We start from the raw sequence: 23063 nt of genomic DNA, 5'->3' as shown, positions 1-23063 counted from the left end.
CATCTTTAGTATCTATATTAACATTGTATCACTCTTAGTTTTATATGTCATTAGCTTTTTTAAATTCCAGGCATAGAAAAAAGCCCTCTTTGGGGCTTGTATTCAAGAATGCTGCGTTTCCTTGGAATCAAATTGATATAACCTCGGCCTATTCAAACAGCATATGGTGTTCTTGATTTTTCTATACCTTTACATCTTATATAATACTACATTTATTAAGTGGCTTTCAATGGCTTTTAGTGGCTTCTTTTAAAATTTCATCAATTTCTTTTAAAGCTCTACCATGAAGTCTCATTATCCACCTTTTATCATATCCCATACATCTAGCTACATCATCCCAGCCCTTGTTGTTTATATATCTCATCTCTAATAGCAGTTGGTAACTGACATCTTCCACTTGACCTATGACATCCAGGATTTCTCTTTTTAAATCAATTAATCTATCAATATCATCATTTATTTCATAGCTTAAATCTATAAGTTTAACAGTAGCATCTTCCATAGGACTTGTTGTAGCTTTTCCTCCAGATACTTTCTCCTGAGTAAAATCTACAGTAACCTTCTCTGCTATAGCTTTCAGTCTTTCCATTTGCTCCAGTTTATTATTTATACTTTTATCAAGCCACATAGCTTGAGATAGATATTCTTTAGCATTCATTCTCATTACCTCCCATCTTCCTAACCCTCGCCTTTACTGCATTTAGCAATGCTTCTTGTCCTACTTCTTTACCTTCAAGTGCTTTCATAACATCTTCATCCATAGTACCTTTGGATACTAAGTGATGGATGATTACATTTTGCTTTTGGCCTTGTCTATAAAGTCTTGCGTTTGCTTGACTATATAATTCAAGGCTCCAAGTAAGTCCAAACCAGATGATGATATTTCCACCAGCTTGAAGGTTTAATCCATGTCCAGCACTAGCTGGGTGGGCCAGCATAATTGGTATTTTACCTTCATTCCAATTCTTTATATCTTCAGATGTATCAAGAACTGTTAAATCATCTCTTTTTAGGTGCTTTCTAATTCTATCTAAATCATGCTTATAGGAATAAAAGATTAATACTGGCTTTCCGTTTGCAGCTTCTATAGTGTCCTCTAATGCTTTAAGCTTTGCATTGTGTATTTCCCGAACATCCCCATCTTCATCATAGACAGCACCGTTGGACATTTGGAGTAGCTTATTAGCTAGAACACCTGCTGTATTTGCTACAATATCTGAATCTTTAAGTGGCAGTAATAAGTCTCTTTCCAGTTGGTCATATTTATCCTTTGCCTTCTTTGGCAGATAAATTGGTATGATATTATTAATTCTTTCTGGTAGTTTTAAATAATCCTCTGCTTTCATACTGACACAAATATCTGATAGTTTTTCATAGATGGCTTCCTCGGCATCTTCCTTTAACTTATAGGTGAATACTATATGTTGATTTCTCTTATCTGGTAAGAAGTACTTCTCCCTGTACCCAGTAATGGTTTTTCCTAGCCTTTCTCCACCATCTAATAGATAAATTTGGGACCATAAATCTATAAGTCCATTTGGTGCTGGGGTTCCAGTAAGGCCCACTACTCGTTTCATAAAGGGCCTTACCTTTCTTAAGGCTTTAAACCTTTGTGCTCTATGGGATTTAAAACTGGATAATTCATCTATTACCACCATGTCAAAGGGCCAGTCCTTACCACATTTATCTACTAGCCATTTCACATTTTCTCGGTTGATGATGTAAATATCAGCTTTTGTGTATAAGGCATTGATTCTTTCTTTTTCCGTTCCTAGAACCTTAGATATTTTTAGATGTTTTAAATGATCCCATTTAGCTGCTTCTTCATCCCATGTGCTTTCCGCTACACGAAGAGGTGCTATAACTAAAACTTTTGATACTTCAAAGTAGTTAAACATTAATTCATCTATGGCTGTTAGTGTAATAACACTCTTGCCCATTCCCATATCCAGCAGTAATCCTGCTTTTTCTTTATCTAAAATCCACTGAGTAGCGTATTCTTGATAATCATAAGGTTTATATTTCAATCAACCACCTCCTGTAAAAATACATTTATTTTTTCATATGAATCTATTACATAAACTTTAAAGCCTAAGCTTTCCAGTTGCTCTTTTCTTTTTAATTGGAGAGGCCTTAAATTTTTCCCAGGTGCTTTTAGTTCTACAAAGTAGATTTTTCCTTTTGGTAGTAAGACTAATCTATCAGGCACACCTGCCATTCCTGGAGAGGTGAACTTAAGTGCAAGGCCACCTAAATCTTCTACCTCCCGTTTTAATCTAGCCTCTATTTTACTCTCTAAAATCTCAAACACTCCCCATTTCTTAAACAAGTACAAATCTTGTTAACAATCTTGTTAATCTCTACACTTCAGTATTTATAAGGCTTTTAGTAACTTTTAAAAGGTTTTCAATAAACAAGTAACAAGAATTTCCTATAGACTACTCTTAATTATAGAGATTAGGCATATACATATACCTATATATTCTTTATTTTATTTATCTATATATATAATCTTGTTTATCTTGTTAATAATATAAATTAAAGCCTTAATATAACTAGGGTAGGGGTAGTAAACAAGAATGGTAACAAGCCTAAATCTTGTTTAATCTTGTTTATCGCATCTAACATAAATTCTTTGTATTCCATAGAGAGGAACTTTGGCATTTCCCTGCTTGTTTCCAGTGTACTTTTCCCATCCATCAATCTTTCTCATTATTGCATTTATCTCATAAGAGTCTATCTTTCTCATGGCAGTAGCTTCTTTACCAAATAGCTCACACCAAATTTCCATGGTGCAGACTTGCTCTCTTCTTACAGTTCCTATAACATTATCGCTAAACTCATCACCACGAATAAAGCTTCTTCTTGCATATAAGTCCATATCATCCCAGTTCGTTGGAAGGAGCATATCTAAATATTCTCTAACTACTCCTTCTCTATCATCACTTTCTAAAGCATCCACTTGGGCTGCATTTGCTATTTTTTCAGCTTCATTACTTAATACTAAAGATTCACCTTTATGGTAATATTCCATTACTTCTGCCCAAATCTGGTCTACATCATCTATATCCCAAGGTTTTAATTTAGTATCTCCTGGAGTCTTAACTGGCCAAAACCTACGCCCACCAGTAATATCCCTTAAAAATCCTGCTTCTTGATTTGTGGTGCCTACAATAATACACTGTCTTGGATGGTCTTCTACTGAGTATCCATAACTTGCTCTAAACTTATCATCTTGCCTTGATAAAAAAGACTTTAATGTCTCTTCATCAATTTTTCTAATTCCAGCTAGTTCTCCAATTTCAAGTATCCAGTAACCTTGAAGTTTTTCCGCTGCAGTTTTATCTCTCATATCTGAGATGGAAAGAGAATCACTAAAAAACTTTCCTCCTAGCTTTGAAAACAAAGTACTCTTTCCTATTCCCTGTGGCCCATTTAAAACTAGAACTGTATCAAATTTAATTCCTGGATTCATGGTTCTTGCTACTGCTGCAACTAGTGTCTTTCTCGTTGCTTCTCTGGTGTAGATATTATCTTCTGCTCCTAGATATTTAACTAATAGGGTATCTACTCTTTTAACACCATCCCATTTTGGAAGATTTAATAGATACTCCTTTACTGGATGTCTAGACCTTTCAACGGCTACTTTTAATACAGCCTCCTTAAGCTTTCCTGGTGCATAAAGGTTATAGTTTAAATCAATATATCCAGCAAGAGATGCTTCATCAGTTTTATTCCACCCAGACTTTAACCTTTTCCAGGGAACATCTCCTTCTACATCAACACCTTCTCGAAGCTCGTTATAAAAAATACTGTTAAGTTGTGGATCATGTCTTAGTATAAGAATTATATTGGTAAGAGTATTTTTAAGCTCTCCCTTATTATTAATTTCAAGGTTTACTTGCCAATCTTCCTCATTAAAATCCTCACTAGCTGAAGTCATCCTTTCACTAGCTATAGTCTTTTTAACCTCTAAATCCTCTCTAGCTAACTTCTGCATAGAAAGATAAGATGGCAGCTTATTTACTGGTGTTCCTTCCTTTGCCTCTTCATCTAATTCACCGAACTTATGAAGTCTAACTAAATCAAAAGCATTACATAGTTTGCCACTAATGGGGTCGGTGCCATGGTGTGAATATGCAAAGTCTCCATTTTCATATATAACTAATCCACCTGCAGATGATCCTGGAATATATGTGTATCTATTAGAAGTTTCACAAGGTGAGTATATATCAGATAAAAACTTCTCAATTACATCAATGATAGAGTATGTCCTACAAAAGGCACCTACTACACCTGGCTTTTCTTTAGGATCTCCTTGTCTTTCTGCTAATCTCTTTCTATTCTCTTTAGTCCTTGAACTTTCAGGCCAATAGGAAGAGTCTCTCCAATCTTTATACCTTGCAAGTATTTCATCTGGATCTACCCATTCTTCATCTAATACTTTGAAAATAAACTCTCCATCAGAAGAAGTTGATGGCCAATACATCAATCTATGTGGCTCATAGGTGGTATCATCAAAGAAATCTATGCCTAAATCTGCTGCAATTCTTCTTGATACTGCTCCATATTCATCAGGAGTTATTGCTCTTTTTAGTGGAATAACAAGTCTTAATCTTGGAGCTTTAGGACTGTGGCTGTGAGTTGAATACATTACACATCCATATCCAAACTTGGTCTCAACACCTGCCCATAAATCTCCCTTAACAAAGTCAGCATCAAGTGTTACAATTTGCCTCCAAACTACATTATCAGCTTTTCTTCTGCCTTCCTTTAAAGTTCCACCTACAAAACCACCTACATCTTTTACTTCATCTTTCTTAGATTTAGATAGCTTCTTGTATTCTTCATAGGTTTCATATGTTCTAGTTGTACTGCTTAATTTCTCTACTAACTCCGACCATAGCATCTCTCGATTCTTCCAGTTCATTTCTTTTCTACTTCTACCTGTAGCAATGGTAAGAACTCCATCATGTTTTAATTTAGGTTCTTTAAGCTTATATGGCTCTTGCATATTTACTCACCTCTTTCTTAAGGCCCTTCTTTGCTCCTTCTATGTCTCCAGCTAATGCCTGACCTCGTAAGGTTTTAATGGTTTGTCTTGGAAAAATTCCCCTATAGTCTTTTAGAAGTTTTATAAACTTAATGGTTTCCCTATTCATCCAAAGGTTCACACCTTTCATTAAACCTTCTTACTATAATCCCTAGTGACTTAGCCCTTTCAATTTCATTAAGCATTCCCACAGAGATTTTATCTCCAAAGGCCCATAGTTCATCACATATATTTAAAAGTTCAAGCCCCATATCTATTCCTGCGTTTCTTTCCTCTTCATCCTCGTCATCTAAAAACTGAGTAAAGATGGTATGAGGTGCCAAGGGAATACCACTCTTGACATAGACATACCTTGAGTAACCTATAGCTTTATTTATATTCCTTTTAACATCTCCCCTTAAGGGAGAACATACATAGATAATTGGTTTCACTAATATCACCTTCCTCTTTAGGTAGGTCGTATTTCATGACCCACCTAGTCTTTTTTATAGTAATCACTCTCAAAGGCTTCAGCTCTTAATGGAAGTCCTGGAGCCCAAGGGATATCAACCCCCATAATTTCCTCCACTTCTTCTAATGAGCCATTATCCTTTGGAACATCTAGTATAACTTCATCGTGGACATGAAATACAATCCTATATCCATACTTTTCAAGCTTTAGCATAGATTCAGCTAAACAGTCCCTTGCTATGGCTTGTATAATATTCTCTGTTAATTTTCCTCCATAGGTGTCAATGCGACCCCACTTCATTCCTTCTATACCTTCATAGGTCAATTTATCTTTATTAAATCTTTCATCTATTTCAATCCTAGGCCTTACATAAGCAAGGCTTCTACCAGAGGGTAGTCTTATAAATAACACTCCTGATTTAAAGTAGAACTTAAGACCATATTGCATACTAACTACAGTTCTTTCCTTAACTGCTTTAATTGCAGCACTTTCTACATCCCACCAAAGTCTAACTATATTTGAATTGGACTTTCTCCAAGCATATACAAGCTCAGGTAGTTCTTCTTCACTAAGTCCCATGTCTATTGCACCCATAGCCTTTAAGGCACCTTTACTTCCTCCATATCCAAGGGCCAACTCTGCAATCTTTCCTTTCTGTCTTAAGACGCTGCCCTTATGAATTTCTTCTACAGGAACTCCAAACATTTGAGATGCTGAAGCTTCATATATCTTTCCATGAGAATTAAACACATCCATTCTCCATTTCTCTCCTGCAAGCCAAGCTATAACTCTAGCTTCTATAGCACTAAAGTCTGCTACTATGAATCTTGAATTAGGAGAGGGAATAAAAGCAGTTCTAATAAGCTGAGATAATACATCTGGTACTGAATCAAATAAAAGTTCTAGTGTTTCATAATCTCCAGCTAGAAGAATTTCCCTTGCTAAATCTAAATCACTCATATCATTTCTTGGAAGATTGTGAACTTGAACTAGCCTCCCTGCCCATCTACCAGTTCGATTGGCCCCATAAAACTGCAGTAATCCTCGTATTCTTTCATCCTTACACATGGCTCTTTCCATAGCCTCATATTTCTTAACTGAAGTCTTAGACATATCTTGCCTTAACTCTAAAACTCTTCTTACTGTAGGGTTCTGGGCTTCATCTAATAGCTCTGATACCTTTTCCTTAGATAAACTATCTACTTTAATATCATATTTATCTTTAAGCCAAGTCTTTAGCTGGGCTGGGCTGTTAGGATTTTCAAGTTCTGTTAAATCTATAGCTTCGTCTAATAATTCCTTTTGGTAGATTTCATCGCAGTGAATGGCATTTTCTACTAATTCTTTATTAACTCTAACCCCTCCATCATTAATTCTTTGGTCTGAAAACCACAGCTTTAATTCTTTATCTGTCATGGGGTAGTTTTCTAATCTTTTACGAATAGACCTTTCCACTTCCACATCTTGCTTACAATATGCTTTGAATGTTTCCCACTTATTCTTATCATGATGAGGAAGATTTCTAGTTCTTCCCCCATTAGCTTTAGTAGGTTTACAAGGAATTGAGAAGTATCTAATTAGTGCTTTCCCTTCACTCATCTTTTGCTGTTTTAGATTTAAACACCTAGCCACACCAGCTAAACTGGTAGGAAGGCCTAAAGTTAATGCGTGGGCCATGCTACATCTCCACTGTTCTGGTGACATTTCCTCTTTAAAATATTTTGATAAACAAGTTCTTTCAAACTGTGCATTAAAAGCTGTTTTAATTACTTTAGGATTTGTTATATCTTCTACTACATCAGTTGGAACCTTTTCACCACTTACTAAATCTACAACCTGTACTTCTTCATCATCATAGGCATAACCAATGATTAGTATTTCAAAATCCTCTGCTTCAGTATAGGCGTAGACCCCAGATTTACCGAGGTCTACACTACTATAGGTTTCAATATCGATAGCTAGTATTTTCATAAGGCATTATCCTAAAATATCATCAAAGTCATTATCTATAGCTTCAAAATCATCTTCAGGTCTTGCCTTACCGCCTAGGGGTTCCCCATCTTCTAGCTTTTGGACATTGTGAAGTGCAAAGCTCACACCAGTAGAACCATTAACTGAATATGGGAATGCAACTATACTGGCCCTTCCAAAGCAACCTGAATAAATTTCTGTTGGGTCTAATATTGGATTTAAATCTCTATCTACTATTCCAGGTTTTGTTTTAGAGTTTACATTTAAAAAGTAACTGTCTTTATATGATGGGTCATCTGGTTTATCTAAATCTCCATCCCTTAAAGGTGTTCTAAAGTTAGCACCTTTTCCAAACTTAGCTCCAAACCTTGTTACTCCTTCTTTTATAGCTTCTTGAACTGCCTTTTCTATTTTTTCTATTGTCTTTTTATCATTCTTTGGTATTACTAATGAAACCGAATACTTAGGTTCCCCTCCTCCTATTCCTGCTTGAGGTGTCAGTAAATGTTCATAACTTAATAATGCCTTTCCTGTAATCACTTTTGTACTCATATCATTACATCTCCTTTTTAAAATCTATTTCTGCACTGCTTCTTAGAGCAGGCCTTTTATCTTCCTCTGGAACTAACTGAAGTTTTCCAGGAGGTTTGATTATTAAATCTCCTAAGGTTTCTTCAAATACTTTCTTTCCTAATTTCTTTTCAAGCTTGGTAAGGCTTATTAGAGATTTTGAAAATATCCTATCCTCTGAATAACCTGCAGCAAGTAAAGCTTTGGCAACTTTATCTTCATCTGAATACTTTCTCGAACTTCTTCCCTCTACCAGCTTAAATCCAGGCCACTCTTTGCCTTCATTTACTGCTTGGCTGAATGCATATGCTTCTACATCCTTAGCCCATTTTGTTAACTCATCTATTTGATTTAGTACTTCTACAATTTCTTCATCTATAAGAAGTGGCGGTGGCTTAAAATCCATACAAGCTAACTTCATATTCTCTTCTGCCCTTGAACGGCATATGGCTTTCACCTTACAAAATCTACAATGCTCTCCTACCTTGAATTTACCTTCTCCCTTCCAGGCTTCATCAGCCTTTGGCTTTACTGTTTTATTCCCCCAATGTATAAGTTCTTCTACTTCCATTTCATCGCTGGAGATGTTATCAAGTCTTGGTTGGATAATGGTCATTCTAACTTTCTGGGTATCATAGAGCATTCCAAATCCGTTAATTGCACCTAAGGCATATAGACGCATTTGGGGATTTGCTATTGCTGATACCGCTACTCCTTTGCCACCTTTTAAATCAATAACTTCAATAATTCCATCTGCAATAATAAGAACATCTCCTGTTCCAAATCCTTCTTTAACCCAAGGGCTATAATCTAATCTTTCTTCTATGAGAATCAATGGATCAGGACTAATAGCTCTTGCCTCATTAATCTTTTCAATTACTGCATCTACATAAATCTCTACTGCTTTTTCTATCTCATCTGTATAAAAGTCATTTTGCTTCATTTCTTTTAGTCTCTTATTGAACTCTGCCTTTGTAATATCATCTAGAAAAAGTTTAAGATGTAACTCTCCTAATTCATGCATAAAAGTTCCTTCCTTTGCATAAATGCTTGTGCTATCTTCCACCTCTTCTTCAAGCCTTACACTAGGGCTGCACTTAAGCCACCTGTGAGCCGATGAAGCAGAGAGTAGAGCGTGTTCTCCCATTACATCACCTCAGCTTTCTTTAATAATTCTGGGTATTTTTCTCTTGGTATGTCAGATAACTTCTTAACTCCAAAGCCTGTAATAAGCTCTCTTACCTGTGCTTGCTTTCCAGCTTTAGATAGAGAAGCTAACTTTGCTCTGACTTCCTCTAAAGTTGGTAGATTAACTTCCACCTTTTCTTTAGGTTTATTTCCTTCTACTGTACCTGCCAAAGTTTCAATACTATCTGCAAGACTTCGTAGATCCTCCACCACATCTAGTGCCAGTTTGATTTTGCTCATTCTCTTCCTCTCCTTTCTCTAGTTCTAATATCTTGACTTTTGCAGCCACTATCAACTTATTGTTTCTATTTATTTATTATTGGTGTTTTTAGGTTCCATGCTTGGAAAAATAAAAAGCTTCTCTAATGGTTCCTCTGGAAAAGCTTTTATTAATCCACCAATGGTTTTTTTACCTCCTACCCTTTCTCCATTTAATAATCGATTTGCTTCTGATCTTGATATTCCCATTCTTCTAGCTAATTCACTTCCAGACCAATCTCTATCCCTAACTAGCTCTAATAAATACTCTCTGTTTGGCACCATTTATTTCACCTCTTTTCCTTATTGTGCTTTTCAGTTCCATTGAATAAATCATATCACCCTTAAAGTGCCATGTCAATATAAAGTTCAATAATTATATTTTTGTTGCCTTTTGGTTACACTAATGATATACTATAGTCAACACAATATATATATTGTCTATAGTTTAATAATTGAAATATTGGAGGTGTTATCAATGACTACTTTAGGTGAGTTTATAAAAGAACGCCGAGAAGCAAAAGGCTGGTCAAAAAGAAGGCTTGCCACTGAGGCTGACATAAGTCATACGGAAGTTCATAGAATTGAAATTGGTGAAAGACAAAATCCTTCTGCACCTGTTCTAAGTTCTATTGCAGATGCATTAGGTGTTCCCCAAGAAGAAATGCTTCGCATAGCAGGATATATTGATGATGATGAAAATGTTCCCTTAATTGCAAGGGTTTTTCCAGATTTAAAAACAGAGAAGCAGCAAGAAACTGTTCAAAAGATAGTAGATGGGTTAGCCAGGAATTCTGATCTTGAAGAGAAAGATTATGATGATTTAGTAGATCAAATGGAGATGTTCTTAGCTCATGCAAAGAAAAAGAAAAATTCCAAGTAAGCCAAATTTTAAGCGTGCCACAAAAAGAGCCTATGAATTTTTGCTTGAATTAGATGTAAAAGAATTTCCAATAGACCCTTTTAAGATAATAAAAAGATTTGAAGATAATTGGCACCTTTTAAGTTGGACTGAATTGAAAATAAATACTGGCGTGGAAGACCCATTTAATTTAAAAAGAAACGGTGCAGAAGCTGCAACTAAAATTCAACGAGGAACGAATGATTATATAATTGTCTATGATGATAGTTTTTCTATGGACCGTATTCGCTGGACTATAGCTCATGAAATTGGCCATATAGTTTTAGGCCATCTTGTTTATTATGAAGAAACAGCCTTAAATAGAGGTGGCCTAACTCAAGAACAATATGGGGTATTAGAAGTAGAAGCCCATTGGTTCGCTGGTATTCTATTATCACCCCATGTTGTTCTTAATTTATATGGTATTAAAGATAGCCAGGACATCGCCTTCATATGTAATATTTCTCAAGAATCTGCTGAAAAATGTGAAGGGTATTTAAACAACTTTAGACCCCAATTTGTAGATTTAGAAAGAAAGCTTGTTAGAAACTTTTATGATTTCTTCTTTAAGCATAGAGTTCTACAGTCTATTGCTAATGGGATATATAAGTTTAATGGCAGTTATCTTTATGATGAGTTTTATAAAATCTGTAGAATTTGCAGGAATTGTAATGCTTACATAACAGATGAGAATCAAAAGTTTTGTCATGTTTGTGGAAATACAGTACCTGAATGGGATTATCCATTTAAAAACTTACCTGTAAATGGGGTGTGGATAGGTTGGCCTGAAAACCTAGAGGGTAAATATTATCCGTATATAGAGGTTGATAATAACAAAAGAGTTTTATATTGTCCTGTGTGTAAAAATCAAGACTTTGATGAAGATGCTACATATTGCAAAATTTGTGGCACACCATTATACAATACTTGTTTAAGTGAAAATACAAAAGTATCTGGTGCTTGTAGATACTGCCCTAACTGTGGTGAAACTACTAAGTTTCAGGAATTAAATATATTTGATAATTTAAAAGAAGTTCAAATACCAGACCTCCTCACTTTTGAAAATGGTAAATATGAGGACTATATTGAATATGAATACTGGAATTATATCATTGCTACAGTATATTATTTTAAAAGAGATTTAGAGCTTTATACAGCTTTAGATGGTAGTAAAGCAATTAGAGATGAAGGTTCTTTTATTGTATTTGCAGCAAATGCTATGTCTGCAGATATTATATTGAATCATCAAAATTTACTTATGGAGTGCATTAAAGAATATGGACAAACTATTATAACGAATGTGGGGTGCTATTATTATGATTTATGATGATGGAGTTAAAATGGATGATGATATGAGAGTTGAAATTTGCCCTAGATGTGGGAATGAAGTTTATAGCTCTAAAGCTGAATACTGCAAAATCTGTGGCCTTAGGCTCTATAATTACTGCCTTGGTGAAACTATAGTTGATCCAAATGGAAACAACCCCGATTATGTAGAATACCATAAAAATGATAGTGATGCTCGGTATTGTGAAAAATGTGGAATGCCGACCACCTTCTTTGAAGAGGGCTTATTAAAAGATTGGAAAGATGCTAAAAACTTAATTGAAATGGAAGAAGCGGAAAGTGAGTTCCTAAACAATCCACCTTTCTAAGGATTATGCTAACTAAGGCATAGTCCTTTTTCTTTAAAATAAATAAGCACCCCAGCAGACAAGCTCATCACATATCCTATGAGGCAAGTCTATTAGGGTGCCATTTAACAACATTAGATTAATAACCTACCACATAAAGACATAAAAAGAACCCCTTTGGATTTCTCCGCTGGGGTCCTTCTTTATCTTAGAGAACGGTTAGGTTCTCAATGTTTATTTCTGTTGATTATTTTACTGTTACATTTGATAATCCTGTTGGAACTGTTACTACAAATACTACTTTATCTTCAGCTTTTGTTTCGCCTGTTCCTTTAGAAATAGTTACTTCAATTTCAAATGTGAACTCTTCTGCAGAGTCTCTAGTAATTGTTGCATTTGAAGCTGTGATTACCGCTTGACCTCCACCTGCTAATGCATCTGTTGTTTCTACTTTAAATGCATATGTTTCACCTTTAGCTGCTGTTGGTAAAACTATCTTAGGTGTTGTAGTATTTTCTTTATCTGTACTATCAAATGGTAATGTTGTTAAAGCAGCTTTTGCATCTGCTACATCTTTTTTATTAGCTGCTAATGTATCTTCTAGTGTTTTTAACTCATCTTCAGCTGCTATTAATTTAGCTGTATTGTTAGTAGTTTCTGCATCAACTTTAGCTTTTGCTGCTCCTGATAATGCATCATAAGCTGCTCTTGCTTCATTGATTGCTGCCTTATCAGTTAATTTAACTGTTCCAGCTGCTGGTAAATCTTTTATCTTAGCTATTACTGGAGCTGCTACTTCTGCTGCTTCATAACCTTCTAATGTTGTCTTCTTAGCTGATGTTACTTTTCCTTTTGCTCCTGTAGTTAATGCATCGAATGCTGCTCTTGCTTTAGCTACTTTAGCTGCTTCTGGAGTAGTTGTATTAATGTCATCAATTAACGCATCTACTAAAGCTGCTTCTTTAGTTTCCAATAAAGCAGTATTGTTTGTTGTTGCACCATCAACTATTGCTTTTCCATATTCATTTAACGCTTTATAAGCTGTTCTTGCTTCTGCAATTTTAGCTTCATCTGTAATAGTTACTGTTGCTGGTAAACCTTTAATTAAAGCTTCTACTTTTGCTGCTTCTGCTACTACAGAAACTTTACGAGTGATTACATTATCTTTTACGTCTACTACGTCACCTTCAACTAATACTGAAGCATCGCCTAATCCAATAACTTTTCCAGCTGCATCTTTAACAACTGTATCTTTATTTGTTGAGTAGATTTCTCCATCAACTGCGAATGCTGTTCCAGCAGCATTAATATAAGTTATTAAACCTTTTACTTCTTCAGCTTTACCAGTTTCGCCTACTATCGCATAACTTACATAGTAATCACTCTTACCATCTAAGTATAGCGTAACCTTCTTGCCTACTATATCCCTTACACTCTTTACTTCCGCATAATCATCAGTAGCATCAAATATCTTGTAATCGTCTGAGAATGCATATTCATCATCACTATCTTTGATAGTAAGTTTTTTACCGCTATATGATCCGATAGTAACATCACTAACAAAGTTATCTGCAAATTTAATATCTCTTACTTTATCTGATTTTTCTCCTACTGTTAATACTACTATTACATTTTTAGTTCCAACTTTTATACCGTCTGGAAGTTTATAGCTGTCTTTTTCAGTTACATAATATTGAGTACCTGATTTCCCTGCTACCTTAACTCCGAATTCGTGAGCACCACTACTTAGTTTTTTAACTCTAGTTAATAGACCAACTACAGTCTTGGTATCAGCATCTGCGTCTGTTTCCGATACTAAAGCAACTGCTTTACCAGCTTCATAGTATACGAACCCTTCTTTTTTAACTACTTCAAATTCATCGTCAATATCACCAATTTTAATAGCTTTCTTAGTGCTATCGTAGAATACAACTGTGCTTGGAGTTGCTTTATAATCTACTCCATCACCATTAACATAAGTCTTTGTAATCTTAAAATCTGAAGTAATTTTGTCTCTTTCTGGTACACTAATTTCTGTTACGTCACCATCTTTATCTACTTTAACTTTGATAACGTCGCCTTTTTCTGCTAATGCCCTATTTTTGCTAAGATCTAGCAATTTTAATAAATCTTCTATATTTTCAACCTTATTAAAATCTTCTTTTGTTGTATTTTCTTTTAATAATTCACTATCATCTAATACATCAAAATCTAAATCATATGCTTTCTTAGTACCATCTGCTCCTCTTACATCTAATGATAGGAAGATATCTCCTCTTCTACCTGTTGTACGACCAGCAGCTTCTGTTAATACTGCGTAGAATGAGCTAGCATCTGGGTCTTTGTCTTCACCTTTTAAAACTGCTACTTTGTTTTTGAAGTTAAAGATTGCTTCTATTTCGTCTTCATCTTCAACAACTTCGTCTAAAATATCTTCATCAACATCATTTAAGTTCTTTCCGTCGAAATATTTTACATTGTCAAAGTTATAAGTTTTGCCTTCAAATCTGAAACCGTCTGAGTAAACTCTATCGATTTTCCCAGTTTTGCTTGCAGTAGCTACTACAGCAAAGTCTTCACTATTGTTGTAGAATACAACTTCGCCATCTTCTAAATCTTTTGATGCAATAGTTTTTCCTTCTTTTACTATTAGGAAATCTTCAACATCTAATTCTTCATCACCATAACCCGCAATTTCATCATCCTTAACTTCGTCGACTACTACGTAACCGTCAAGTGTATAGCCTTCTGCGAATACTACTTCATCATCATCGTTAAGAACTATTTTAGCATAATCTGCTTCAAAATCAGCGGCTTTAACCTTGTCGCCGTCTACTCTTAAAATTGCATCTTTTGATATTTCATAATTTTCATCTTCTGTAACTAATGCTAATTCTTTTTCGTCTTCATCATATTCAGCTGCGTCGAATTTAGCTTCATCTTTTACTACATAAACTACAAGTTTGTCATTTTTGTACCAGAATTTAGTTATTAAGCCTTCTACTGAGTAGAAGTCAAAGTCATCTGCTACTTCTATAACTACCTTGTCATCATCTTCTGGTTCAACTGTTATTTTGTTTGTCTTAGTATTTACTGATGTAACTCTACCTTTTACTGAATCAAATCCCATGTCATCTAATAAATATCTTTCGTCTCCACCATGTTCTTTAGAACCTGATACAACCCATTTAGTGTCAGTACCATATCCTACTTGAACCATCATTGGGATTTCTAATGCATTGTCAACTATTTGAGCTACTTCTCCTCTAAGAGCCGGAGCTCCTTGAGTTCCTTTAACGTCATCAAGTAAACCATTTTCGTTAGCTACGATTAGGTATCCGTATGGATATCCGCCTCTAACTTGAGCTGATGGTTCATAGCCCAATGCTCTAACTATCATTGTAATAGCTTCTTCGTATTTAACTGGAGCAGCCGGAGCGAATTGCCCATTGCCAACACCGTTAACAATACCCATTTTAGCAGCAGTTCCTACATATCCTGATGCCCAATGAGTTCCCGGAACATCTGAAAAACCAGTTGGTAAGCCTTTGGAAGCTTGAGCTGTTGCTTCTAAGCCCTTAGCTCTTACTGCTACAGCAGCAAATTCTGCTCTAGTTATTTGGTCTTCAGGTTTGAATGTTCCATCTTTATAGCCTGTTAAGATTTCTAATAGGCTTAGTCTAGCTACAGCTTCTTCGTATGAAGTGCCAGCTACATCACTATATGATGCTGCCGAAACGAAGCTGAAACATCCTAGTACCATTGCAAGTACAAGTACTAATGATAAACCTTTCTTCATTTATAAAACCCTCCTTATAAAATTATAATTTTTCCTGAAGGAATGTAATCTTTAAGTCAGAAGTTTTCCTTCTTAAACGCCTGACCCAAATGTGGATTTGAGTAGCAAATATGTAATTTACTACCAAATATCCTATTTTGTATTATAACATCAGAAACTTTCTAAATCAAGCAATTGATGTTAATGTAATGAATTTGTAATATAGAAAATGTATATTTCAAATTCGTTCTAAAATCATTATATACGAGAATAAGTCAGATTACCATTACAGTTATGTTACAAATACAATACTTGTGTGTTACAAAGTATTGCAATTCACAATTCACAGTTCACAATTGAAAAGACAATTCACAATTCACAGTTCACAATTCACAATTAAAAGATTAAAACATTAAAAACCTTTAGGGTTGAGGCTGGGAGTATTAAATGAGGGGTAACCTACATTGCAATTCACAATTCACAGTTCACAATGCACAATTGAAAAGACAATTCACAATTCACAGTTCACAATGCACAATTAGAAGATTAAAACATTAAAAACCTTTAGGGTTAAGCTTTGGGGTATTAAATGAGGGGTAACCTACACTGCAATTCACAATTGAAAAGACAATTCACAATTCACAGTTCACAATTCACAATTGAAAAGACAATTCACAATTCACAATTCACAATTCACAATTGAAAAGACAATTCACAATTCACAGTTCACAATTCACAATTAAAATATTAAAACATTAAAAACCTTTAGGGTTAAGCTTTGGGGTATTAAATGAGGGGTAACCTACACTGCAATTCACAATTAAAAAGACAATTCACAATTCACAGTTCACAATGCACAATTGAAAGATTAAAACATTAAAAACCTTTAGGGTTAAGCTTTGGGGTATTAAATGAGGGGTAACCTACACTGCAATTCACAGTTCACAATTCACAATTAAAAGATTAAAACATTAAAACCTTAAAAGAGAGTTATTCAATTAAGGACCAATCAATATAACTTTCCTCGTCTTCTTTAATATAATCTGGGTTGTTTTCTCTTGTTGATCTCACTATAGCATTTAATATTCGACAAATTTCTTTACAATCAGAAATTAATTCAATATATGAGTCCCCTTTTAAATACCCAGTATCAATTAATAATTTAATCCAATATTCTGTTTCATTTGCTTCCTTTAGTGCTATATTCATTTTAAATAAAAAATCCTTCCTGCTGTTGGCTCTTAACGCTTCCATGACATTAGCACCTATGCTTGTCCCTGATCTTAAAAATTGTTTAGATAATATAAATTCCTTATCTTCTTGCAATTTCTTATAAGTATTTATTACATCAATTGCAAAATTATATGATTTTGTTTCTATTACATTTTCTGTAATTCTTCTCACGCCTTTCATTGTGAATTGTGATTTGTGAACTGTGAATTACTTAAAACTGCTTAATTGCAGTTTTAAGTTGTGTATCTTCGTCTTTTTTGTTTTCAATTTCTATGTCGGGTTCTATGCCGTTTCCGTGAATGTAGGTTTTGTTTGGGGTTAGGTAGACGGCGGAGGTTAGTTTGATGATTCCTCCTGTTTGTGCAGGTCTCATGCTTTGTACTATTCCTTTTCCGAAGGTTTTCTTTCCTATTATAGTGCCGCTTTTTGTATCTTTTACTGCTCCCGCCAAGATTTCTGATGCTGATGCACTGTTTTCATTTACTAATAGTACTAGTTTATATTTCGGTTTCTCTAAGGTTGAGATATAGGTTACTGGTTCTTTGTTCTTTTCTTGTATATGGACTATGGGTCCTTTTGGTATAAAGTCTTTGGCTATAGCTACTACTTGATCTAATAGTCCACCGGGATTGTTTCTTAAGTCCAATATGATATTTGTGATACCTTGCTTATCCATTGAAGCCAATGCATTTTTCATTGCTTTTGCGGAGTTCCCGGAAAACTCGGATAGTCTTATATAGCCTATATTGTCTTCTATGATTTCATATTTTACGGGATTTTCATTGACCGTATCTCTAATTACTTCTATATATATAGGTAGACTTTTGGATTCTCTTTTTATTCCTAGTTTGACTTTTGTGCCTATTGGTCCTTTGATAAGTTTTGATGCTTGGTTTAATTGGATATCTTTTGTGTCTGTATCATCTATGGATACTATCAAGTCTCCTTCTTTTAATCCTGCTTTTTCTGCTGGGGAGTTTTTTATTACTTCTATGATATTGATGTAAGAATCTTTTTCTTCTATATATACTCCTATACCTGAAAATACTCCTAGCATGTCTTTGTAGAGTTCTGCGGCTTCCTCGGGTGTATAGTAGTCACTGTATGGGTCGACGCTTTGAAGCATTCCTTTTAATGCTCCTTCCATCAGCTCTTTATCTTCTATTTCAAATGGATATTGTCCCTTTATGTATTGGAACACATCTACAAAAAATAGAAGGTCCGGATCTCTTTCTTGGGTTTGAGGAGTGGGAGTGGCGGCTGCTGAGATATTTGGGATTAATAAGGCTATTATTAACGTTAGGATTGCTAATTTTTTTGATTTATATTTCATTTATATTACCTCCGATTTCAATTCACAATTCACAATGCACAATTAGAAAAACAATTCACAATTCACAGTTCACAATGCACAATTAGAAAGACAATTCACAATTCACAGTTCACAATGCACAATTAGAAAGACAATTCACAATTCACAGTTCACAATGCACAATTGCTGGGGTCGAGCTTTAGGGTCTGTAAAGAGGAGATTCTTCACTGCGTTCCAGAATGACATCCAGCAGTGATTATTCTGCCTTTATAGTCTCTCAAGATTACTGCTTACGTCATCCTGCCGTGTACCCTTTGCATTCTAAGGGTGAGCATAAAGCGAAGGATCTCCGGTTTTAAGATAGCTAAGAGTTAAGAACTAAGAGTGAAGAGTTCCTAGGTTCGAGCTTTGAGGTCTAAAGGAGGAGATCCTTCAATTGTAATGCTTATACTGCTAGTTCAGGATGACAGCTTCGCTAAAACCGGGAATCTCTCCACTTCGGTCGAGATGACATAAGGCAATTCACATTTTATTTTAGCTCTTTAAGCGTGTCATGTTTCAATATATAGTGCCCTTTGTTGATTTCTTCTTCTGCTTTTTTGCTTAGGGCTTTGAATTGGTTTATATCTATTTCTTTTCTGGTCTCTCTATCATATGCTCTGCTGTGTTCAAAGATTCCGTCTCTTGAGATTTCAAGTACAGATGTATCCGTGATTACAGAACCTTTCAGCATATAGGTTTGAGGAAATACATAGTTTTCTTCTGTGTTATTTAAGTCTCGGCCAAATACAAGTCCCTTTTCATTGTTATATCCCATTATATTTGCTATAGTAGGATAAAAGTCCAATTGGCTTCCTAATGTTGTATTTATTTCGTGGATATCCTCTCCCGGTACATGGATTATGAGAGGAATATTCATCATACTGTCAAAATCATATCTTTCGCCTAATAAATCTGACATTATCGGCTGTTCATTTTCGTCTGTGGAAAGGACTGCAAAATGATCCCCATATATGGCGATTACGGTGTCGTCATATAGTCCTTCTTTTTTTAAACTTTCTATAAATCTTCCTATTTCTTTGTCTGTATAGTGTATTGCTTGCAGATAATTTCCCAGCATGGTGTCCTTGTGTTCTTCTCTTATTTTTAATGTTTGATATTCTTCAGGCATCAAAAATGGTGTATGGCTTGATAGTGTTATCATAAATGCGTAAAATGGATTTTCATCTTTTTTATCCAGTTCTTTGAGATAGTGGATGGATTGGTCAAAGAAATCTTCGTCTTTGAGTCCGAATCCTATAATATCATCAAAGGTAAAGTCTTTTTCTGATATAAATCTTTGAAATCCTTGATTTACGTAGGCTTCTTCTCTATTCCAATAATCTGCCTTATATCCATGAAATACCCATGCATTGTAGCCATTGTCCCTTAACAGCCATGGCAATCCATAATAGGTATTGTGAGCATATTGTGTATAGGTTGGTTCTTCCATGGAAGGGTAAAGAGAATTTTGGGAAACAAATTCTGCATCGGATGTATTGCCCCTTCCCAGCATTTGATGATAGTTGTTGTAGTAAATTGACGACTTATCTTCTATTAATTTGTTGATATTTGGCGTAATCTCCTGCCCATCGTATGTTAATCCTACTGCAAAGTTTTGAAATGCTTCTACTTGTAATACTATTAAGTTTTTGCCTTTTCCTATGCCTGTCAAATTCCCTTCTTTTAGACTTGCTCTGGATTTTAAATCTTCTATATCCGCTTTGGTCAGGATTCCGTCTGCTTCTGCTTTTTCATCTTTTATTATGGTATTCTTTATATCAAGCAGATGATAGGTAAATAGCTCTTGTGTCTTAATCGTGTTTATTGTTCCATTTATATTGAAGATGGCAAACAGAGCTATTACGGCTACGCCCAATACTATCGGACGACGAATAAAATTGATAATTGATGAAATCGAAAATCCCTGTGGGCGGGCCCCTACATTGAACAGATTGACATTGGAATGGGATCTATGAAGCGGGTGGATAGGGTCTTTCGCCCTTGCCTTTGACCTTGTGAAGAATCTATACGCTATTATGATTGGTATATCGGTTATCAATAGAAGTTTCTTCATGTCCAATAATATCTTTAGATTTTCTCCTACAGTTTTTAGTTGTGGAATTTGCGGTATCAATTTTACGGATAATAAATTGTTAAAATGCGCAAAATATGTGGCATTTCCCAGCATTAGTATGGATACTACGGAATAGAATATGAGAGAATTTCTGCTTTTGTGTTTTGATTTTGATCTATATATTAAGGATAGTATTAGTGCGGATATTAAGCTACTGGTTATTATTATTGATATTCTGTTGTATTCTACTTTTATTAAATTTGTATAAAGTATAAATTTTAATGTTAATAATAATGAATATATCATTTTTTTATGTCCTTTCTTATTCAATTCATAATTCATGATTCACAACTTAATTCAATTCATAATTCACAGTTCACAACTTAATTCAATTCACAATTCACAGTTCACAATTCACAACTTAATTCAATTCACAATGCACAGTTCACAATTCACAATTGAAAGAAAAGTGAGGAGTGAAGAGTTGCTAGGGTTGAGCTTTGCAGAATAATTTCTGCTGTTGTCATCCTTGAGTGAAACAAAGGATCTCTACTATGTAAAAAAAAGTGTAACCCATAATAATTATAGTTTACACTTTTTTATTTGTTAATTCAAGAAAAGACACTTATATAATATTACATTCCAATTACATATTAAATGCCGGATACCTTAAAACAGATCGCTGTGCGTTCCTGTTCTGGTCAAAGCAAGCAATAGCTCTTCTTTTTCAATTTTATAGATAAGCAGCCAATCGGGAGAAATATGGCACTCCCAATGTCCTTCATAATTTCCTGTTAGATCATGGTCACGATATTTTTGCGGTAGAAATTGTTCAGTGCAGAGTAGCTCCAGCACTTCTTCCAATAAAGCAATATCATATCCACGTTTTTTGATTATTTTGTAATCTTTTTTAAAACGTGTGGAATAACTAATCGTCAGCATTCAAGTCCTCCATCAGCGCCTTAACACTGTTAAAAGGCCCACGCATATTCCGCCGTTTGTTCACATCCTCAATTGCTGCCAGCGTTTCTGCATTTGGAGTATCAAGTGCGACAGGGAAAGGAATGCCCCGCTGCCGAACGACCGTTTTGGCAAAGATATTAAACGCTGTGGTCATATTTATACCCAGCTCTCCACACATTTTATCGAAATCTTTTTTCAGGTCTTCGTCCATACGAATGTTTATATTTGTCTGAGCCATATTCTCATCTCCTTGTTTCTTAGTATCTCTATTATATGAAATTTTATTTACAGTGTCAATAAATATTTGTGCAATTCACAACTTAATTCAATTCACAATTCACAATTCACAATTGAAAGAAAAGCGAGGAGTGAAGAACTAAGAGTGAAGAGTTGCTAGGGTTGAGCTTTGCAGAATAATTTCTGCTGATGTCATCCTTGAGTGAAACGAAGGATCTCTACTATGTAAAAAAAGTATAAACCATAATAATTATAGTTTACACTTTTTTATTTGTTAATTCAAGAAAAGACACTTATATAATATTACATTCCAATTACAAATCTAATGTCGGATAATATATTTCATTCCATTCTTCAAATTCATCTTCAAGTCTTTCATAGTAATGGCTATTGATTGCTTCTTGCATATCTTCATAGTACCATTTTGACTCGAGAAGATCCGGGAACTTCTTGGCATCTTGTAATATATTATCTTTGTGAACTCTTCTTTCTAATACTGCATTTACTAGGGTTACAAATTCTGCTCTTGTGATATATTGATCCGGCTTAAAGCTTCCATCTTCATAGCCTTTTACCCAGCCTTTCTTTGATGCGGAATTTATATATTTGTTTGCCCAGTGTCCTTTTATATCCGAAAAACTATCTGCTTCAAATGGACTTAGGTTATCAAATCTTGATGCTATGGTTGCCAATTCTGCTCTTGTGATGAAGCTTCCGGGTTTAAAGGTTCCATTCGGATAACCTGTGATTATTTCTCCATTAGACAATGTGGCTATATGTCTATTTGACCATCTGTTTGATTTAACGTCTACGAAGTTGTGAGCATTTGTTTTGATGCTTTCTCTATAGTTTTCTGTTAGAAGTCTATAGAATACTGCTGCTACTTCTTCTCTTGTTATCAAGCCTTCTGGTCTGACTGTGTTGTCCGGATAACCTTGAATATATTGGAAGTGATCTTCCTTGTTTAATTCCGGTTTGCCTATTGGAACCGGTTCGTCGAGGATTACTACTTCGTCTCTATCCCTTCTCTTTTCATTATCGTCATCATCATCCGGTGGATTGTATGGTCTTGCTTTGTAGTAGAAGGTTATTACATTATCTTCTTCTCCAAGTTCTATTGTTAAACTTGTTGGATCTAATGCTATATAACCAGAGATTGTTTTTGCTGTTTCGGTTACTTCTTCTCCGAAGGTTTTATTACCAACAGTTTTTGCTGGAGATAATACTTTGTTAGTTCCTTTTTCTAGATAGTTTACAGTGTAACTGATATCTGTTCTAGCTGTGTAGTAGAAGTTAATTACATTTCCTTCTACTCCTAGCTCTATGGCTACTTCTATTGGTTCTACCTTGTTGTAACCTTCTATTTCTATTGCTGTCTCGGTTACTTCTTCTCCGAAG

21 protein-coding genes are annotated in these 23063 nt (G+C 34.9%); 3 read left to right on the top strand and 18 right to left on the bottom strand.

Annotated elements, in window-relative coordinates; genetic code table 11:
* Positions 1 to 226 precede the first annotated feature (226 nt).
* From H8707_RS04400 to H8707_RS04350, 11 genes are all read right to left on the bottom strand, one after another.
* Entirely contained in the window at positions 227 to 658 is a 432-nt protein-coding gene (locus H8707_RS04400; RefSeq protein WP_262428928.1) for a DUF1492 domain-containing protein, read from the bottom strand.
* On the bottom strand, positions 648 to 2027 hold the full coding sequence (locus tag H8707_RS04395; protein ID WP_262428927.1) for a DEAD/DEAH box helicase: 1380 nt from the start codon (positions 2025 to 2027) through the stop codon (positions 648 to 650). The genes H8707_RS04400 and H8707_RS04395 overlap by 11 nt, the downstream gene beginning before the upstream one ends.
* Entirely contained in the window at positions 2024 to 2311 is a 288-nt protein-coding gene (locus tag H8707_RS04390) for a VRR-NUC domain-containing protein (protein ID WP_449406482.1), read from the bottom strand. The genes H8707_RS04395 and H8707_RS04390 overlap by 4 nt, the downstream gene beginning before the upstream one ends.
* Before the next feature lie 291 nt (positions 2312 to 2602).
* The gene (locus tag H8707_RS04385; RefSeq protein WP_262428926.1) at positions 2603 to 5014 is read right to left on the bottom strand and encodes a virulence-associated E family protein; all 2412 of its coding nucleotides are present in this window, start codon (positions 5012 to 5014) and stop codon (positions 2603 to 2605) included.
* Entirely contained in the window at positions 4998 to 5162 is a 165-nt protein-coding gene (locus tag H8707_RS04380; RefSeq protein ID WP_170063671.1) for a hypothetical protein, read from the bottom strand. The genes H8707_RS04385 and H8707_RS04380 overlap by 17 nt, the downstream gene beginning before the upstream one ends.
* Entirely contained in the window at positions 5155 to 5484 is a 330-nt protein-coding gene (locus tag H8707_RS04375) for a DUF7768 domain-containing protein (RefSeq protein WP_262428925.1), read from the bottom strand. Before H8707_RS04375 ends, H8707_RS04380 begins: the two co-directional genes overlap by 8 nt.
* A gap of 44 nt (positions 5485 to 5528) precedes the next feature.
* Positions 5529 to 7475, bottom strand: coding sequence for a DNA polymerase (locus H8707_RS04370; RefSeq protein WP_262428924.1), 1947 nt, complete (start codon positions 7473 to 7475; stop codon positions 5529 to 5531).
* Between the two features lie 6 nt (positions 7476 to 7481).
* Positions 7482 to 8027: a DUF2815 family protein gene (locus H8707_RS04365; protein ID WP_262428923.1), complete on the bottom strand. Its 546-nt coding sequence runs from the start codon at positions 8025 to 8027 to the stop codon at positions 7482 to 7484.
* A gap of 4 nt (positions 8028 to 8031) precedes the next feature.
* Positions 8032 to 9192, bottom strand: a complete 1161-nt coding sequence (locus H8707_RS04360) for a DUF2800 domain-containing protein (protein WP_262428922.1) — start codon at positions 9190 to 9192, stop codon at positions 8032 to 8034.
* Positions 9192 to 9473, bottom strand: a complete 282-nt coding sequence (locus H8707_RS04355; RefSeq protein ID WP_262428921.1) for a hypothetical protein — start codon at positions 9471 to 9473, stop codon at positions 9192 to 9194. Before H8707_RS04355 ends, H8707_RS04360 begins: the two co-directional genes overlap by 1 nt.
* A 69-nt stretch (positions 9474 to 9542) precedes the next feature.
* On the bottom strand, positions 9543 to 9776 hold the full coding sequence (locus H8707_RS04350; protein WP_262428920.1) for a helix-turn-helix domain-containing protein: 234 nt from the start codon (positions 9774 to 9776) through the stop codon (positions 9543 to 9545).
* A gap of 193 nt (positions 9777 to 9969) precedes the next feature.
* Here H8707_RS04350 and H8707_RS04345 point away from each other — a divergent pair, with 193 nt between their 5' ends.
* Genes H8707_RS04345 through H8707_RS04335 form a run of 3 tightly spaced genes read left to right on the top strand, consistent with a single transcriptional unit; the run spans position 9970 to position 12047 of the window.
* Positions 9970 to 10374, top strand: coding sequence for a helix-turn-helix domain-containing protein (locus H8707_RS04345; RefSeq protein WP_262428919.1), 405 nt, complete (start codon positions 9970 to 9972; stop codon positions 10372 to 10374).
* A complete protein-coding gene (locus H8707_RS04340; RefSeq protein WP_262428918.1) occupies positions 10346 to 11719 on the top strand; it encodes an ImmA/IrrE family metallo-endopeptidase in 1374 nt (457 codons plus the stop codon). Before H8707_RS04345 ends, H8707_RS04340 begins: the two co-directional genes overlap by 29 nt.
* Positions 11709 to 12047, top strand: coding sequence for a hypothetical protein (locus H8707_RS04335; RefSeq protein WP_262428917.1), 339 nt, complete (start codon positions 11709 to 11711; stop codon positions 12045 to 12047). Before H8707_RS04340 ends, H8707_RS04335 begins: the two co-directional genes overlap by 11 nt.
* A 226-nt stretch (positions 12048 to 12273) precedes the next feature.
* On the opposite strand, the gene H8707_RS04330 is transcribed toward H8707_RS04335, so the two are convergent.
* The 7 genes from H8707_RS04330 to H8707_RS04300 all read right to left on the bottom strand — a co-directional run.
* Positions 12274 to 15825 carry an S-layer homology domain-containing protein gene (locus tag H8707_RS04330; protein WP_262428916.1) on the bottom strand — a complete coding sequence of 1184 codons (3552 nt, stop codon included), beginning with the start codon at positions 15823 to 15825 and terminating at the stop codon, positions 12274 to 12276.
* A 969-nt stretch (positions 15826 to 16794) separates the two neighbouring features.
* On the bottom strand, positions 16795 to 17217 hold the full coding sequence (locus H8707_RS04325) for a four helix bundle protein (protein WP_262428915.1): 423 nt from the start codon (positions 17215 to 17217) through the stop codon (positions 16795 to 16797).
* Between the two features lie 31 nt (positions 17218 to 17248).
* On the bottom strand, positions 17249 to 18370 hold the full coding sequence (locus tag H8707_RS04320; protein WP_262428914.1) for a S41 family peptidase: 1122 nt from the start codon (positions 18368 to 18370) through the stop codon (positions 17249 to 17251).
* 508 nt (positions 18371 to 18878) lie between these two features.
* The gene (locus tag H8707_RS04315; RefSeq protein WP_262428913.1) at positions 18879 to 20807 is read right to left on the bottom strand and encodes an LTA synthase family protein; all 1929 of its coding nucleotides are present in this window, start codon (positions 20805 to 20807) and stop codon (positions 18879 to 18881) included.
* Positions 20808 to 21134: 327 nt separating this feature from the next.
* Entirely contained in the window at positions 21135 to 21407 is a 273-nt protein-coding gene (locus tag H8707_RS04310) for a type II toxin-antitoxin system RelE/ParE family toxin (RefSeq protein WP_262428912.1), read from the bottom strand.
* Entirely contained in the window at positions 21394 to 21666 is a 273-nt protein-coding gene (locus H8707_RS04305; protein WP_262428911.1) for a type II toxin-antitoxin system RelB/DinJ family antitoxin, read from the bottom strand. The genes H8707_RS04310 and H8707_RS04305 overlap by 14 nt, the downstream gene beginning before the upstream one ends.
* A 313-nt stretch (positions 21667 to 21979) precedes the next feature.
* Positions 21980 to 23063 (bottom strand): S-layer homology domain-containing protein (locus H8707_RS04300; RefSeq protein WP_262428910.1); only part of this gene is annotated, 1084 nt, incomplete at its 5' end.

Source organism: Paratissierella segnis (assembly GCF_014385195.1).
Classification (GTDB): Bacteria; Bacillota; Clostridia; order Tissierellales; family Tissierellaceae; genus Paratissierella; species Paratissierella segnis.
This window is presented reverse-complemented; position numbering and strand designations above follow the sequence as displayed.

Bases quoted from the DNA above. Each gene is read 5' to 3' on its own strand.
- H8707_RS04400 (WP_262428928.1), bottom strand. From the start codon at position 658: ATGAATGCTAAAGAATATCTATCTCAAGCTATGTGGCTTGATAAAAGT.
- H8707_RS04385 (WP_262428926.1), bottom strand. From the start codon at position 5,014: ATGCAAGAGCCATATAAGCTTAAAGAACCTAAATTAAAACATGATGGA.
- H8707_RS04380 (WP_170063671.1), bottom strand. From the start codon at position 5,162: ATGAATAGGGAAACCATTAAGTTTATAAAACTTCTAAAAGACTATAGG.
- H8707_RS04370 (WP_262428924.1), bottom strand. From the start codon at position 7,475: ATGAAAATACTAGCTATCGATATTGAAACCTATAGTAGTGTAGACCTC.
- H8707_RS04365 (WP_262428923.1), bottom strand. From the start codon at position 8,027: ATGAGTACAAAAGTGATTACAGGAAAGGCATTATTAAGTTATGAACAT.
- H8707_RS04360 (WP_262428922.1), bottom strand. From the start codon at position 9,192: ATGGGAGAACACGCTCTACTCTCTGCTTCATCGGCTCACAGGTGGCTT.
- H8707_RS04355 (WP_262428921.1), bottom strand. From the start codon at position 9,473: ATGAGCAAAATCAAACTGGCACTAGATGTGGTGGAGGATCTACGAAGT.
- H8707_RS04350 (WP_262428920.1), bottom strand. From the start codon at position 9,776: ATGGTGCCAAACAGAGAGTATTTATTAGAGCTAGTTAGGGATAGAGAT.
- H8707_RS04345 (WP_262428919.1), top strand. From the start codon at position 9,970: ATGACTACTTTAGGTGAGTTTATAAAAGAACGCCGAGAAGCAAAAGGC.
- H8707_RS04340 (WP_262428918.1), top strand. From the start codon at position 10,346: ATGCAAAGAAAAAGAAAAATTCCAAGTAAGCCAAATTTTAAGCGTGCC.
- H8707_RS04335 (WP_262428917.1), top strand. From the start codon at position 11,709: ATGATTTATGATGATGGAGTTAAAATGGATGATGATATGAGAGTTGAA.
- H8707_RS04330 (WP_262428916.1), bottom strand. From the start codon at position 15,825: ATGAAGAAAGGTTTATCATTAGTACTTGTACTTGCAATGGTACTAGGA.
- H8707_RS04325 (WP_262428915.1), bottom strand. From the start codon at position 17,217: ATGAAAGGCGTGAGAAGAATTACAGAAAATGTAATAGAAACAAAATCA.
- H8707_RS04320 (WP_262428914.1), bottom strand. From the start codon at position 18,370: ATGAAATATAAATCAAAAAAATTAGCAATCCTAACGTTAATAATAGCC.
- H8707_RS04315 (WP_262428913.1), bottom strand. From the start codon at position 20,807: ATGAATTATGAATTGAATAAGAAAGGACATAAAAAAATGATATATTCA.
- H8707_RS04310 (WP_262428912.1), bottom strand. From the start codon at position 21,407: ATGCTGACGATTAGTTATTCCACACGTTTTAAAAAAGATTACAAAATA.
- H8707_RS04305 (WP_262428911.1), bottom strand. From the start codon at position 21,666: ATGGCTCAGACAAATATAAACATTCGTATGGACGAAGACCTGAAAAAA.